Origin of the sequence: Rhodococcus sp. PBTS 1 (assembly GCF_001620025.1) — a bacterium.
GTDB classification, from domain to species: domain Bacteria; phylum Actinomycetota; class Actinomycetes; order Mycobacteriales; family Mycobacteriaceae; genus Rhodococcoides; species Rhodococcoides kroppenstedtii.
The window spans coordinates 1306178-1320662 of the sequence record NZ_CP015219.1 but is presented as its reverse complement, the minus strand read 5'-3'; the positions used below and the strand labels follow the sequence as shown (position 1 = coordinate 1320662).

General features: G+C 71.4%; 13 protein-coding genes. 4 read left to right on the top strand and 9 right to left on the bottom strand.

Features of this window, described 5'->3' with window-relative positions:
• Nucleotides 1–35: 35 nt before the first annotated feature.
• The 9 genes from mraY to A3Q40_RS05900 all read right to left on the bottom strand — a co-directional run bounded on the left by mraY (nucleotide 36) and on the right by A3Q40_RS05900 (nucleotide 10336).
• On the bottom strand, nucleotides 36–1115 hold the full coding sequence (gene mraY / locus A3Q40_RS05940) for a phospho-N-acetylmuramoyl-pentapeptide-transferase (protein ID WP_068100435.1): 1080 nt from the start codon (nucleotides 1113–1115) through the stop codon (nucleotides 36–38).
• Nucleotides 1112–2593: a UDP-N-acetylmuramoyl-tripeptide--D-alanyl-D-alanine ligase gene (locus A3Q40_RS05935; protein WP_068100433.1), complete on the bottom strand. Its 1482-nt coding sequence runs from the start codon at nucleotides 2591–2593 to the stop codon at nucleotides 1112–1114. The genes mraY and A3Q40_RS05935 overlap by 4 nt, the downstream gene beginning before the upstream one ends.
• Nucleotides 2590–4176, bottom strand: a complete 1587-nt coding sequence (locus tag A3Q40_RS05930) for a UDP-N-acetylmuramoyl-L-alanyl-D-glutamate--2,6-diaminopimelate ligase (protein WP_157889521.1) — start codon at nucleotides 4174–4176, stop codon at nucleotides 2590–2592. Before A3Q40_RS05930 ends, A3Q40_RS05935 begins: the two co-directional genes overlap by 4 nt.
• Before the next feature lie 148 nt (nucleotides 4177–4324).
• Complete coding sequence (locus A3Q40_RS05925) at nucleotides 4325–6259, bottom strand: peptidoglycan D,D-transpeptidase FtsI family protein (RefSeq protein WP_235606467.1); 1935 nt, start codon at nucleotides 6257–6259, stop codon at nucleotides 4325–4327.
• Nucleotides 6256–7059: a hypothetical protein gene (locus tag A3Q40_RS05920; RefSeq protein ID WP_157889520.1), complete on the bottom strand. Its 804-nt coding sequence runs from the start codon at nucleotides 7057–7059 to the stop codon at nucleotides 6256–6258. The genes A3Q40_RS05925 and A3Q40_RS05920 overlap by 4 nt, the downstream gene beginning before the upstream one ends.
• A complete protein-coding gene (gene rsmH, locus A3Q40_RS05915) occupies nucleotides 7056–8051 on the bottom strand; it encodes a 16S rRNA (cytosine(1402)-N(4))-methyltransferase RsmH (RefSeq protein WP_068100429.1) in 996 nt (331 codons plus the stop codon). The genes A3Q40_RS05920 and rsmH overlap by 4 nt, the downstream gene beginning before the upstream one ends.
• A 218-nt stretch (nucleotides 8052–8269) precedes the next feature.
• Nucleotides 8270–8701, bottom strand: a complete 432-nt coding sequence (mraZ, locus tag A3Q40_RS05910; protein ID WP_068100425.1) for a division/cell wall cluster transcriptional repressor MraZ — start codon at nucleotides 8699–8701, stop codon at nucleotides 8270–8272.
• A 535-nt stretch (nucleotides 8702–9236) separates the two neighbouring features.
• Complete coding sequence (locus A3Q40_RS05905; RefSeq protein ID WP_068100424.1) at nucleotides 9237–9689, bottom strand: DUF3040 domain-containing protein; 453 nt, start codon at nucleotides 9687–9689, stop codon at nucleotides 9237–9239.
• Nucleotides 9690–9853: 164 nt separating this feature from the next.
• Entirely contained in the window at nucleotides 9854–10336 is a 483-nt protein-coding gene (locus A3Q40_RS05900; RefSeq protein ID WP_157889519.1) for an SAV_6107 family HEPN domain-containing protein, read from the bottom strand.
• Between the two features lie 257 nt (nucleotides 10337–10593).
• Here A3Q40_RS05900 and A3Q40_RS20160 point away from each other — a divergent pair, with 257 nt between their 5' ends.
• Genes A3Q40_RS20160 through A3Q40_RS05880 form a run of 4 tightly spaced genes read left to right on the top strand, consistent with a single transcriptional unit; the run spans nucleotide 10594 to nucleotide 14485 of the window.
• Complete coding sequence (locus tag A3Q40_RS20160; RefSeq protein WP_069972908.1) at nucleotides 10594–11304, top strand: GNAT family N-acetyltransferase; 711 nt, start codon at nucleotides 10594–10596, stop codon at nucleotides 11302–11304.
• Nucleotides 11301–12908, top strand: a complete 1608-nt coding sequence (locus A3Q40_RS05890; RefSeq protein ID WP_068100423.1) for a phytoene desaturase family protein — start codon at nucleotides 11301–11303, stop codon at nucleotides 12906–12908. Before A3Q40_RS20160 ends, A3Q40_RS05890 begins: the two co-directional genes overlap by 4 nt.
• Nucleotide 12909: 1 nt before the next feature.
• A complete protein-coding gene (locus A3Q40_RS05885; protein ID WP_235606465.1) occupies nucleotides 12910–13734 on the top strand; it encodes a carotenoid biosynthesis protein in 825 nt (274 codons plus the stop codon).
• Nucleotides 13735–13756: 22 nt separating this feature from the next.
• Nucleotides 13757–14485 (top strand): LppM family (lipo)protein, encoded by a 729-nt coding sequence (locus tag A3Q40_RS05880; protein ID WP_371831461.1) that lies wholly within the window; start codon nucleotides 13757–13759, stop codon nucleotides 14483–14485.

Genomic DNA, 14485 nt, shown 5'->3' with positions numbered 1-14485 from the left:
CTCACCGGCCCGGTGGTCGGTTGCACCGGCCACGATCAGTCTCCGACCGCGGCGAGGTACTCGCTGTAGAACAGCGCCAGACCCACCGCCGACGAGATGGCCGCGAGCAACCAGAACCGGATGATGACCGTCGTCTCCGCCCATCCCCCGAGTTCGAAGTGATGGTGGAACGGCGCCATGCGGAACACCCGGCGCCGACTGGATCGGAAGACCGCCACCTGGATGACCACCGAGGCCGCCTCGGCGACGAACAGCGCGCCGATGACCACCATGAGCAGTTCGGTGCGGGTGACGATGGAGAGTCCGGCGAGCAGACCGCCGAGCGCCAGCGATCCGGTGTCGCCCATGAAGATCTTCGCGGGTGCGGCGTTCCACCAGAGGAAGCCGATGCACGCGCCGGCCGCCGCCGCACAGATCAGGGCCAGATCGAGCGGGTCACGGACGTCGTAGCAGCCCGGCCGCGGCTCGGTGGTGCAGGACTGGCGGTACTGCCAGAACGTGATGACGGTGTAGGCGCCGAGCACCAGGGTCATCGAGCCCGCCGCGAGACCGTCGAGACCGTCGGTGAGGTTCACCGCGTTGGACCACGCGCTGACCAGCAGGTAGCAGAACAGGATGAAGACGATGCCGCCCATGGACACCGTGGCGATGTCCCGGACGTAGCTCAGCTGCACGCTGCCGGGGGTCAGTCCTCCCGCGCCGTTGAACTGGAGCGCGAGGATGCCGAAGATGACGGCCGCGAACAGCTGACCCACCAATTTCGCCGTCTTGTTCAGACCCAGGTTGCGCTGCTTGCGGATCTTGATGAAGTCGTCGAGGAAGCCGACCACACCGAGCACGGTGGTCAACCCCAACACCAACAGGGCCGACACCGACGGCCCGTCGGCGTCGTACGCGATACCGATCAGGTGCGAGCCCCAGTAGCCGGCCCACAGGCCGGCGAGGATCGCGACGCCGCCCATGGTCGGGGTGCCGCGCTTGGACTGGTGGCTGGCCGGGCCCTCCACACGGATCTCCTGGCCGAAGCCCTGCCGCGAGAACGCCTTGATGAGAACCGGCGTCAGCAGGATCGCCACCGCCAGCGCGATGCCTCCCGCGAACAGAATCTGCCTCACCGGTTCTCCCCCTGCTCCGCGAGGACCGCCTCCGCGACGGTCCACAGCCGCACCGACTGCGATGCCTTGACCAACACCAGATCACCCGGCGCCACCTGCTCGCGCAGCAGCTCGACCGCCGCGTCGGCGTCGGGAACCAGCACCGACTCGTCGCCCCAGGACCCTTCCATGACCGCGCCCTGGTGCATGCCGTGCGAGGGACGCCCGGTCCCCACGACCACCAGCTTGTCCACCGCCAACCGCACGGCCAGTCGGCCGATCCGGTCGTGTTCGATCACGGAGTCCTCGCCCAGCTCCGCCATCTCCCCGAGCACCGCCCAGGAGCGCCGCGCGCTTCTGCGATCGGCGCGGGCCATCGTGACCAGGGCCTTGAGGGCGGCGCGCACCGAATCGGGGTTGGCGTTGTAGGAATCGTTGATCACCGTGACGCCGTCCGGGCGGGTGCGCACGTCCATGCGCCGCTCCGACGCGGCGCGGGCGTCGCCCAGCGCGGCCGCGATGTCGTCGAGAGCCATCCCGCACTCGAGTCCGACGGCCGCGGCCGACAGGGCGTTCGAGACCTGGTGCTCGCCGTGCACCTGCAAGGCGACCGGGGCGGACCCGGACGCCGTGTGCAGCGTGAACGACGCGCGCGCTTCCGCGTCGAGGACGACGTCCGTCGCGCGCACGTCGGCGCTGCCGCCGTGGCCGTAGGTGACGACGCGTGCGGTGGTCTTCTCGGCCATCGCCGCCACGAGCCGGTCGTCGGCATTGAGGACGGCCACGCCGCCGTCGGCGGCGGCAGGCAGGGCCTGGACCAGCTCGGACTTGGCCTCCGCGATGTTCTCGCGCGACCCGAACTCCCCGAGGTGCGCGGTGCCCACGTTGAGCTCGACGCCGATGCGCGGCGGCGCGATCCGGGCCAGCTCGGCGATGTGCCCGCGCCCGCGCGCCGAGAGCTCCAGAACGAGGAATCGGGTGGTCTCGTCCGCCCGCAGCACCGTCCACGGGTGGCCGAGTTCGTTGTTGAACGAGCCCGGCGGGGCCACCACGGTGCCCGCCCGCTCGAGGACCGCCCGGATCAGGTCCTTGGTGGACGTCTTGCCCGAGGACCCGGTGATGCCGACGACGGTCAGCCCGTTCTCGATCAGTCCGGTCACCGACGCGGACGCCAGCGCGGCGAGCGCCGCCAGCACGGCGGGTCCCGCTCCGGTCGGGTCGTACGCGGGCAGGTCCGGGCGCGGGGTCGGCTCGACGACGACGGCGGGGACACCCACCGGCCGCGTCGCCAGCACCACGACCGCGCCGGCCGCGACGGCGTCGGCGGCGTGATCGTGGCCGTCGACCCGCTCACCCGGCAGGGCGAGGAACACTCCGCCCGCGGTCACCTTCCGGGAGTCGAACTCCACCGTGCCCGTGACCCGGACGTCCGGATCCGGCACGTCGTGCAGAGTCCCTCCGACGATGTCCGCGATCTCCCCGATCGACAGTGCTCTCATGACGTCCCGTCCTCCCCGAGTTCGTCGATGGCTCGAGCCAGCGCCTCACGATCGTCGAACGGATGCACGACGTCGCCGACCTTCTGACCTACTTCGTGCCCCTTGCCCGCCACCAGGACGACGTCACCCGGACGCGCCCACCGCACCGCGTACGCGACGGCGTCGGCACGCGGCGAGATCTCGACGACCTCCCCGCGGGCGGCGTCGTCGACGCCCATCGCGCCGGTGCGGACGGCCGCGCGGATGGTGGCCGGGTCCTCGGACCGCGGGTTGTCGTCGGTGATCACCACCAGGTCGGCCGCCGCGGCGCTGACGGCACCCATCAGCGGACGCTTCTCCGTGTCGCGGTCCCCGCCGGCGCCGACGACGACGGCCACGCGGCCGGTGGTCTGCCGACGCAGGGTGGCCAACGCCACCTCCAGGGCGGCCGGCTTGTGGGCGTAGTCGACCACGGCGAGGAACGCTTGGCCGCGGTCGACCCGCTGCATGCGTCCGGGCACGTCCACGGTGGCCATGGCGTCCACCGCGACCTGCGGGTCGACCCCGACGCGAGCGGCCACGGCGGCGCCGACGAGGGCGTTGGCGACGTTGTAGCGACCCGGCAACCGAAGCGTCGCGGACACGACGCGGTCACCCAGGACGGCATCGAAGGTCTGAGCGCCGTCGGCACGTGCCTGCCAGTTCCGGGCGACGGCCGCTGCGCCGCGGGCCTCCCCGTCGGTGGACACGGTGGTCACAGGGCCGGACGCGGCCGCGATGTCGGCCATCCGGCGCCCCCATTCGTCGTCGATGCAGACCACCGACTCGGCCGCGTGCACGTCCGACTCGGCGGCGAACAGGCGCGCCTTGGCCGCGAAGTAGTCCTCGAACGTGTGGTGGAAGTCGAGATGATCCTGCGAGAGGTTCGTGAAGGCTCCGACGGCGAATCGGGTGCCGTCGACGCGGCCGAGCGACAGCGCGTGCGACGAGACCTCCATGACGACGCTGTCGCACCCCCGCTCGAGCATCGCCGCGAACATGGCGTGAAGATGCGGCGCTTCGGGCGTCGTCAGCGCCGAGGGCACGGGGGTGTCACCGATCCGGGTCTCCACGGTGCCGATCAGGCCCGGGGTGCGGCCGCCCGCGCGCAGCGCCGCCTCGACCAGATACGACGTCGTGGTCTTGCCGGACGTGCCGGTGATCCCCACGACGATCATCGACGCCGACGGATCGCCGTAGACCGTCGCCGAGACGGAGCCGAGCACCGACCGCGGATGCGGGTGCACCAGCACCACGACGTCGGAGTGCGCCCCGGCGGAACCACCCGCCGAGTTCGCGACGAGATCCGCACCCTCCGGATCGGTGAGCACCGCGACCGCGCCGCGGGCCACGGCGTCGGCGGCGAACCGGGCTCCGTGGCTGTGCGCACCCGGCAGAGCCGCGAACAGGTCCCCCGGCAGAACGTCCTGTGCCCGCAGCTCGATGCCGGTCACCGAGATCTCCGCCGCCGACGCGCCACCGTGCACGGTCGCCCCGATCGCGTCGGCGAGCCGGCCGATCGGGGTGACCGGGGGCCGCTGCGGGCGGAGGGACGAGCTGGGCACGGTGTGATCGCTCCTGGTTGTCGTGGCGGAACGGCTGTTCACGCGGGGGTCGCGACGCGCCGACTCGCCGGAACGCACCGTTCCGGCGAGAAGGCCGACGCATCAGATTACCGGCGGTGCGACGCGCACCCCGACCGGTCCGGTCCGGTCAGCCCGCCTGCAACACCAGCCGATCCGCCTCCGCGGACAGCGGCACGGCGTCGCGCTGCAGCATCCACGAGGCGATGGAGTGGAACAACGGCGCCGCGGACTGACCGCCGGAGCCGTCCGCGCTGCGCGTGGGCGCGTCGAGCATGATTCCGATCACGTACCGCGGATCGTCCGCGGGCGCGATGCCCGCGAAGGTGATCCAGTAGCTCGAGTTCGAGTAGCACTTGCAGTTCGGATCGACCTGCTGAGCGGTTCCGGTCTTGCCGCTCACCTGGTAGCCCTCGATGCCGGCCTGCACACCCGTGCCGCGCTGGTCGCCCGTGTCGTTCTGGGTCACCGAGCGGAACATGTCACGCACCGTGCGCGCGGTCTCGGGGCTGACGACCTGCACACCGTCCGGCTGCGGAGTCTCGGTCCGGGTTCCGTCCCGTCCCACCGTCGCGGAGACGATGCGCGGCGGGATGCGCAGGCCGTCGTTCGCGATGGCCTGGTACATGCCCGTCATCTGCAGCAGCGTCATCGACAGGCCCTGTCCGATGGGCAGGTTGGCGAAGGTGCCGCCCGACCACTGGTCGCGGGCGGGAACACTGCCGGCGCTCTCGCCGGGCAGCCCGACCTCGGTGCGCTGACCCAGGCCGAACTTCTGCAGCATGTCGGCGTAGCGGTCCTCCCCCACCCGTTGCGCCAACATCAACGTGCCGACGTTCGACGACTTCCCGAACACGCCGGTGGTGGTGTACGGCGCGACGCCGTGATCCCATGCGTCCTTCACGGTCGCTCCGGCCATCGTGATGCTCCCCGGAACCTGGAGCACCTCGTCCGGGCGCGTCAGTCCGTCCTCGATGGCCGCCGCGGCGGTGACGATCTTGTTCACCGAGCCGGGCTCGAACGGACTCGACACGGCGAGGTTGCCCATCTGAGCATCGGCGGGGTTGTTGCCGACGCCGATCGACGGGTCGAACGTGCCGTCGTTCGACATGGCCAGCACCTGGCCCGTCTTCGCGTCCAGCACGACGGCCGACGCGTTCTTCGCGCCCGACAGGTTCTTCGCCTGCTGCACCTGCTGCTGCACCTGGTACTGGATGTCGCTGTTCAGCGTGAGCTCCACGGTGGAGCCGTCGATCGCGGGCTGCTGGTCACGCCAGCTTCCGGGGATCACCGCGCCGTCGCTGCCGCGGTCGTAGGTGCGGGAGCCGTCCGTGCCGGCGAGGACCGGATCCATCGAGTCCTCGAGACCGAGCAGCCCGTGACCGTCCCACCCCGTCGCGCCGACCACGTTCGCCGCGAGGGCGCCGCCCGGGTACTCGCGGATGTCCTGGCGTTCCAGACCGACCTCGGGGAATTCCTCGGCGATCGACGCTGCCACCGCGGGATCGACACTGCGCACGAGGTATTCGAAGCTCGAGCTCCCCGTCATCTTGGCGATGAGGTCCTTCTCGGTCACGACGCCGCTCAGTGCGTCGGCGACCCCGGCCGCGATGGCGTCGATGCGATCGTCCGGCTCGGGCGCCGACGGGTCCTTCGCCTTCGCTTCCTCGAGCTCGACACGCACTCGCTGCGGCTGAAAGGTGAGCGCCTTCGCCTCCATGGTGAACGCGATGGGCTTGCCGTCCCGGTCCGTGATGGATCCGCGCGTGGCGGGGTCGACGATGGTCGTCGTCCGCTGACTGGCCGACTGCGCCGACAGCGCGGGCGCGTCGATGCCCTGGATCCACAGCAACTGCACCGTGGCGATGCCGAGAATCAGGAACATGGCGAACCGGCCGTAGCGGAAGCGGAAGTCGAACGTCTCCGTCTTCGCACCACCACGGCGGGAGGGACCCCGTCCGCGCGGCGCGGCCGGTCGACCCGGGTACTGCGGCCCGGACCGAGCCGGGTACCGAGGGGACGGTCCGCGGGAGCGGAGGGGCGGCTCGTCGCGTCGCTGGTTCACTGCGTGCCTCCGGTCGCGGGTGCCACCGGCACGGGCTGTTCGTTCACCGGTCCGGGGTTCTGCGGCGCCGCCGGCTGGGGCGCTGCCGGCTGGGGCGCTGCGGGCTGGGGCGCTGCCGCGGCCGGCGCTGCCGGTGCCGACGGTGTCGCCGGTGCGGTCGTGGTGGTGGGCGCGGCGCCCCGGTCCATCGGCGTGAGTGCCTCGCCGGGAGTCGCGCCGGGTGCGGCCGCGGCTCCCGTACCGGACCGCGTCGTCGTCGGAGCGGCAGCGCCACGCCCGGGCGAAGCGACGGGCGCCGAGAACGCCGGGGCCGGCGGGCCCGCCGCGGGAGCGGGCGTGCCGATCACCTGGACGACCCCGTCCGGTTGCACCACCAGGCGGGGGACGTCCTTGGTCGGGATCATGCCCAGCTCGGCCGCACGCCGTGCCAGTTCGGGTGCCGAGGCGGCCAGCTCGACGTCGCGCTGCAAGGCGGCCGCCTGCTCGGTCAGTCGCTGGTTGTCCGCGCGCGCGTCGCTCAGCCGGTAGGACTCCTCGGCCGCGCGCGTGCTGAGCAGCAGAGTGCAGGCCAGGCCGATCGCGAGCAGGCCGATGACGGCTGCGACGAACGGGACTCGTGCAGCGACGGCGCGGCGATCGGTCGACGGCGTGTCGACGTCCAGGGCGCGGGCGCGTCGCTGACGTTTCTCGTAGGCACGCCGGGCCGCGCCGGTGCGGGCGGGTGCGGACGGGGAACCGACACGGTCGACCGCGCCGCCCGAACGCCGGGACCCTCCCGTCACATCGACAGGTGCACTCACGACGTCCTCCTCGAAATACGTTCGGCTGCACGCAGACGCACGGGTGCCGCCCGGGGGTTGTCGTCGATCTCGGACTGCGGAGCCTTCTCGGCACCGCGGGTGAGGAGTCGGAACTCGGGACCGCTCCCGGGCAGCTCCATCGGCAGGCCCTCGGGGGTGGTGGAGCGGGTCAGCGGTGTCAGTTCCTGCTTGACCACGCGATCCTCGAGAGACTGATACGACATGAAGACGATGCGTCCGCCCACGGTCAGGGAGGTCAGGGCCGGCGCGATCGCGTCGTGCAGCGAGTCGAGCTCCGCGTTGACCGCGACTCGAAGCGCCTGGAACGTGCGTTTGGCCGGGTGTCCCCCGGTGCGACGGGTGGCGGCGGGGATGCTGTCGTACAGCAACTCCACGAGCGGTCCACTGGTGGTCCACGGCTGCTCGTCGCGACGCCGCACGATGGCGGAGGCGATCCGTCCCGCGAATCGCTCCTCGCCGTAGGTGCTGAGGATGCGGGCGATCTCGCCGTGCGTGGCGGTGTTGAGGATGTCGGCGGCGGTGCGGCCCGTCGTCGGGTCCATTCGCATGTCCAGCGGCGCGTCCACCGAGTAGGCGAAGCCTCGATCCGCGGAGTCGAGCTGCATGGACGACACACCAAGGTCGAACAGGATGCCGTCGACGCTGCCGACGTGATCGAGCCCGGCGCGATCCAACGCACCCTCGATGCCGTCGTAGGTGGTGTGGACGAGAACCACCCGATCGCCGAACGGGGCGAGGCGCTCACGGGCCATCGCGAGAGCGTCGGTGTCGCGATCGAGGCCGATCAGGCGCAGTCGCGGGTAGGTCTCGAGGAAGTGTTCGGCGTGCCCACCCAGGCCGAGAGTGGCGTCGAGGTAGACGGGGTCACGGTCGCCCGCGGCGGCGAAGGCCGGTCCGAGCAACTCGTCGGCGCGGTGGAGTCGGACGGGAACGTGAGAGAAGGGGGACGGGGACCCCTGCTGCTCCACCATCTCGATCTCCCGCCGTGTCTCGCCGTGGTCTGCAGTCGTGTCGGTTGCGGTCGGTCTCGCGGTCCGTGGGGAGCGAATGCGCGCGAGGTCCCTGTCCGATCAGGCACCTGGCGTCGGGGAAGTACGTCAGGGTCCTGGTCCGGTACTTGGCGTCGGGGAAGTACGTCAAGGCCCGGTTCGGGCAGAGGCCACGCGGCACTCGCGTCGGCCACGGTCGGCTACAACATTCCTTCGAGCGATTCGTCCACTGCTTGCGAGAAATCTTCTTCGTGCTCCCGGGAGTAGGCCTCCCAGGACGCGGCGTCCCAGAGTTCGAGATAGTCCATCGAACCGATCACGACGCAGTCCTTGGAGAGGTTCGCGTACTCCCGGTGAGCGGGGCCGATGGTGATCCGGCCCTGTCCGTCGGGGTGCTGCTCGTCCGTCCCGGCCGCCAGGTTGCGGATGTACGCCCGCGCCCGCGGATTCGACCGCGACGCCGCCGCCAATCGCTCCGCACGCTCGGCGAACACCGCACGGGGGTAGATGGCCAGGCTGTGATCCTGCCCCTTGCTCACCATCACCCCTCCTGCCAACTCGTCTCGGAACTTCGCCGGCAACGTGAGCCGGAACTTGTCGTCGAGCTTGGGCGTGTAGGTACCGAGGAACACCCGGCACCTCCCGCTCGCGTCCGTCGCGGCTTGCTCTCTCCGCTGACGGCCACATTACCCCACTTTCCCCCACTTTCAATCACTTCGCCCCCTCGGAGTGGTGACATGTCATCGAAAGACCTGGTCGCACGCGGTGAGTTCTCGTGCGTGACGACGAGACCGGACGGCGGGCCCTGGTTCCGCGACGCTGCTTCGGCCGACGAACAGCGCAGCTCGAGGCGCTTTCTCGTGTGCGAGTGGAGGAAAGTGGGGGCCCGGACGACGTTCGCCGGCTTCGGTGGGGCGTCGTGGGGCGGCGCAGGTGCGCCGGCACCCCGAGCCCGGCACCCGCACGAGTTTTGCCACACGATCCGCCTCGACACTGCGGATCCGCGGATCTGCCCCGGATCCCGTGGGAAAACTCGCACCCTCGAGCCCCGGTGGGATGCGGTGCGGCGGCGGGCACGCACGAAAACGCCGAATGCGGCGCCTCGTGACGAGGCGCCGCATTCGGCGTGAAGATCAGGGAGTCAGCGTGGACGCCGACCCGTGTCGGTCAGCCCTGGTCGAAGCGGCGTCGGAAACGTTCCTCCATCCGAGCCGAGAAGCCGGGACGCTTCGCGCCCCGCTGGCCCGACGTGCCGCGCGTGGCGGGGCCGGAGCGACGGGACGAGGACGGCGGTCCCGACGGCTCTGCACCGCCGTCGGCATCCGCCTCGGCGGTGGGCGCGCCGGGTTTGCGAACGAGCAGGAGAACACCCGCGCCGAACATGACCGCGAAGCCCACCAGGCTGATGATGGGGAACCCACCGGGCTTGACGGGAAGCGCGACGCCGGCGATCAGCAGAACCAGACCGACGACGAAGAGCGCGATGGCTTGGAAGCGGCGGCGAGTCGACGCCGCTCGGATACGTCCGCCGCGCACGGTGGACGCGAACTTGGGGTCCTCGGCATAGAGAGCGCTCTCGATCTGGTCGAGCATGCGCTGCTCGTGCTCGGAGAGTGGCACGGTACCTCCCCCGGCACTGGATGGGCTCTCACTCCCGGCCAGAAGTGAGAGGCGGCCGATCGGTCCGGCCACCTGCTGACGATGATACGAGCAGATTCGGTGGCGTACCACCTCGCTGCCACACCAGTATGCGGAAAAATCGGGCGGCGTGGTGGAGCCTCGTCCTACGCGGACTGCGGGACCGCCTCCGACGACGCCGTCAGCAGGTCCTCGACCCGGTGGAGAAAGCGTCCGACCTGGGTGAAGAACTCGTCGGCCTCGGCCGAGTCCATCCGGTCGCCGGACCCCGCCTCGATCGCCGCTCTAACCGACGAGTGGGCCGAGAAGTACGCCGCCCAGTCCGAGAACTCCGGCGCCGCCGACTGCATCCGCACCCAGGCACTGCGCGGCGTACCGCGCTTCGGCGTCGGGTCCACCACGTCGAGCAGGGCACCGGCACCCCGCAAGGCGGCCACGTACGCCTCGAGAAAGCGATCGGCGGCGGTCGGTGCACCCGCCGCAGTCGCGAGCAATGCATCCGCCCGCCGCAGCAACGCCGCCGAGCGCGGCGGCGGACCCGCCGGTGCCGCGGGTGCTGCCGGAGCACCGAAGGGCAGAACCGTGCCGCGAGCGCCGCGGGTGCTCCCGGGAGCGAAACCTGTCGCCATGGGTGGAACCTCCTCGTGTGCTCGATGCTGTGTGCTCGATGCCGTGTGCTCGGTGCCGTGCGTGTGCCGTCACCACATGTCAACCACTGCCCCGGGGGACTGCGCATTCCGCTCCGACCACCGGTGCGAAGAAGATCACGCAGGTCCGACACGAACGGCCGGGGTGACGACGCCCGGCCGGGTCCGTCCCGTACCGTCGAACGTGTGTTCGATCTCGACAGTACCGCTCGTCACGCCGACGCGCCAGGGTTCGTCGGATGGGTACCGTGACCGTCGTGCCCGCATCCGCCGGGAGCGGAGACGTCACTCTGCTCGACCTCGACCCGCAGCAGATGCGTGCGCGGCTGACCGAGGCACTCGCGGTGTACGTCGACGCCATGGGCTATCCGCCGGGAACGGACCTGCACCGCGCCCCGATGTGGTCCGAGCACATCCTGCGGCCGGGATGGCGTGCCGTCGGCGCACTGCAGGGCGACCACATCGTCGGCATCGCCTACTGCTACCGCGGCGATCACGGCCAGTGGTGGCATCGCCAGGTCCGCGACGGAATGCGCCGGGCCGGGTGGAGCCCGGACCGCGCGGAACTCGTTCTCGCGGACTACGTCGAGCTCACCGAGCTGCACGTCAGCCCCGGTGTGCAGGGCGCCGGCATCGGCGGCCGACTACTGGAGGCCCTGCTGGCCGGGCGGAGCGAGCAACGCGTGCTGCTCTCGACTCCCGAGGTCCACGCCGAGGACAACCGCGCGTGGCGTCTCTACCGTCGCGCGGGTTTCACCGACGTGCTGCGCCGCTTCCGATTCGCGGGCGATTCCCGACCCTTCGCCGTCCTCGGCCGCGAACTACCCCTGGACACGTCACCGTCGGACCACCCTCGTCCGGCCGGACACCCCACCTCCGCCGTCACCGCCACCCCCACCACCGCGACCCCCACCACCGCGACCCCCACCACCGAGGAGCCGACCACGTGATCGACGCCGCCGTCATCGGATCGGGACACAACGCTCTCGTCTCCGCCGCCTACCTCACCGAGGCGGGGTGGTCGGTCCGAGTTCTCGAGCGGGACACCGTCGTCGGCGGCGCGGCCTCCACCGTGGAGCGCTTCCCCGGCCACAAGGTCGACCGCGGGTCGTCCGCGCACATCATGGTGCGGCAGACCGGGATCATCGAGGAACTGCGTCTGGCCGAGCACGGCCTGCGCTACCTGGACTGCGATCCCTGGGCGTTCGCTCCCCCACCTCCCGGCACGGACGAGCCGGGCATCGTGTTCTCGGTGGACCTCGACGCCACGTGTGCGTCGATCGAGGCGGCCTGCGGACGTCGGGACGCGGACGCGTACCGGCGCTTCGTCACGGTGTGGGGCCCGCGCAGCGCCCGGGTCATGCGCTCGTTCGGCGCGCCGCCCACCGGGCGTGCGTTCTTCTCCTCGTTCTGGGGGATGGACGCCAAGGACGGCCCGGCGGCGCTCTCGCGCGAGTTCCTCGCCTCCGGCGACGCGCTGCTCGACCGGTGGTTCGACAGCGAGCGACTCAAGGCCGCTCTCGCCTGGTTCGGGGCGCAGTCCGGTCCGCCGATGTCCGAACCGGGCACGGCCCCGATGGTCGCGTTCAACACACTGATGCACACCACCCCGCCCGGTCGCGCGGTCGGCGGCAGTGGCGCACTCTCCGTCGCCCTCGCGACCAAGATCGAGGCCGACGGCGGCACCGTCACCCTCGGCGACGCCGTCACCTCGGTGAGTCGACGAGGCGAGGGATGGTCGGTGCGCACCGCGAGCGGCGAGGAGGTCCGGGCCCGCACCGTGATCGCCGGGTGCCACGTCCTGACCACCCTGGACCTGCTCGACGCCGGCGGATTCGACACGGCGACCACCGCGTCGTGGCGACGGCAGATCGACGTGGGCCCGGGTATCGGCATGGTGGTCCGGGCGTCGACGTCCGCCCTGCCGCAGTACCCGAACACCGACGTCGCGGACTCCTCGCACGGGTTGCAGCTGCTGGTGCACGACCGCGCCCAGCTGCGTCGGGCCCACGGTGCCGCGTCGGCCGGTGACCTGCCCCCCGCACCGGTCGTGCTGGCCATGAGCTTCAGCGCGGTGGACCCCTCGATCGCCGCACCCGGCGAGCACCAGGTCTCCCTGTGGTCCCAGTGGCACCCCTACCGCCTGGCCGACGGACGCTCGTGGCGCGGCGGATCGCCCGAGGTCGCCGAGCTCGAGGGCGACCGCATCGTCGCCGAGGTGGATCGCTACGCCCCCGGTTTCGCCGACTCCGTCCTGCGCCGCCACACGCAGTCGCCGTGGGACCTCGAACAGGAACTCGGACTGATCGGCGGCAACGTCATGCACGTGGAGATGTCGCTGCACCAGATGATGATGTGGCGGCCGATGCCCGCGCTGGCGGGCATGACCGTGCCGGGCGCGCCGTCCTTCTTCCTCACCGGCGCCTCGACCCACCCGGGTGGCGGTGTGTCCGGGGCGTCCGGCCGCAGCGCGGCGCGCCTGGCCCTGGCCGACCGGGCCGGATCGCCCGTGCGACGCCTCGCCTCCCGCCTCGGCGCGATGGTGGGCCGGTGAGGTGACCACCGCGTTGCGGACCCCGCCGGTGGCCCTCGGCTTCGCGGTGGCGGCCGTCCTGGCCCAGATCGCCTACCCGCTCGCGTCGGGCTCGGTGAAGGACGCCATCACGTTCGCCGTGGTGGCCCTCCTCGCCGCGGCGTGCGTCGCGCACGCCACCCGGTCCCGCGGCGGCGGATGGGCCGTCGCGATGGTGGTGATCACGGCCGGCATCGGTCTGACCGCCGAGATCGTCGGCACGCGCACGGGCATGCCGTTCGGGTGCTACTCCTACGCGCAGGATCGGATCGGACCCTCGATCGCCCACGTCCCGGTGGTGGTGCCGTTCGCCTGGACAGCGGGCCTGTATCCGGTGTGGACGGCGGCCACGGTGATCACCGAGCGCGCTCGGGCCGGCGCGGCGACGCGCATCGGCCTGACGACGGTGGGCGTGGTCGGCTGGGACCTCTACCTCGACCCGCAGATGGTCGCCGACGGCCAGTGGACCTGGTGCAGCGCCTTCTCCGGGCTGCCGGGACTGCCCGGTATCCCCTGGACCAACTACGTCGGATGGTTGCTCGTCGCCTTCTGCATGGCGGTGGCCATGGAGCTGCTCGGGCGCGCACGGTCCGAGCGGCCCGATGTCTCGCGCTCGGTTCCGCTCGCGCTCTTCCTGTGGACCTGGCTCGGGTCCGCCGTGGCCCACGCCGTGTTCCTCCCCGACCTCGGCTGGTCCGCCCTGTACGGCCTGGTCGCCATGGGTGTCGTCGGCGTGCCCTTCCTGCTGGCGGTACGCCGGCGCGACGCCGCGGCGACCCGTCCGCGTGTCGATCGACCCGTGCACTGACGGCGGCCGGTCGGCTGGCACCATGACCGCTGTGGTCACGCCAGCCGAACCTCGCTCCCGCCATCCCGATCGTCGTCGGACGACGCGCCGCCTCGCCGTCGTGACCGTGCTCGCGCTCGCCGCCGTCCTGCTGTCCGGGTGTCTGCGCGCCCAGGTGTCCATGGGCGTGTCCTCCGACGACCGCGTCTCCGGACGCATCGTGGTGGCGGTGATTCCGACCGCCGAGGGTGACACCGGGCCGGGTCTCGACGTGCCCGACAGCCTGTCCGGGAAAATTCGCGTCCAGCCGTATTCCTCGGACGGATATGTGGGCAGCGAGGCGCTGTTCAGCGATCTCACGTTCGGCGACGTCCAGCAGCTCGGCGGACTGTCCGATCAGGCCAACGGCCTGTTCCAGCTGACGCTGACCCGCTCGGGCGACCTGGTCGCCCTGTCGGGCCAGGTGGATCTGGGCACCGTGCCCGCAGACGGCAGCGACGTCCAGTTCACCATCGCCTTCCCGGCGCGGGTGACCACCACCAACGGCGCCCGCGAGGGTGACAACGTGGTCTCCTGGGCCCTGCCGGCCGGTGAACGCAGCACGCTGCGCGCCGAGGTGCGGTACTCGGATCCGAACACGCGCAGTTTCGCCGGCTGGGCGGGCATCGTCTTCGGGGTGACCGTCGGTGTCGCCGCAATCGTCGGCGGCATGGCCTACGTGTCGCGGAACCCGTCGCTGCGCACGTCGCGACGCCCGAACGACGCCGGCTGA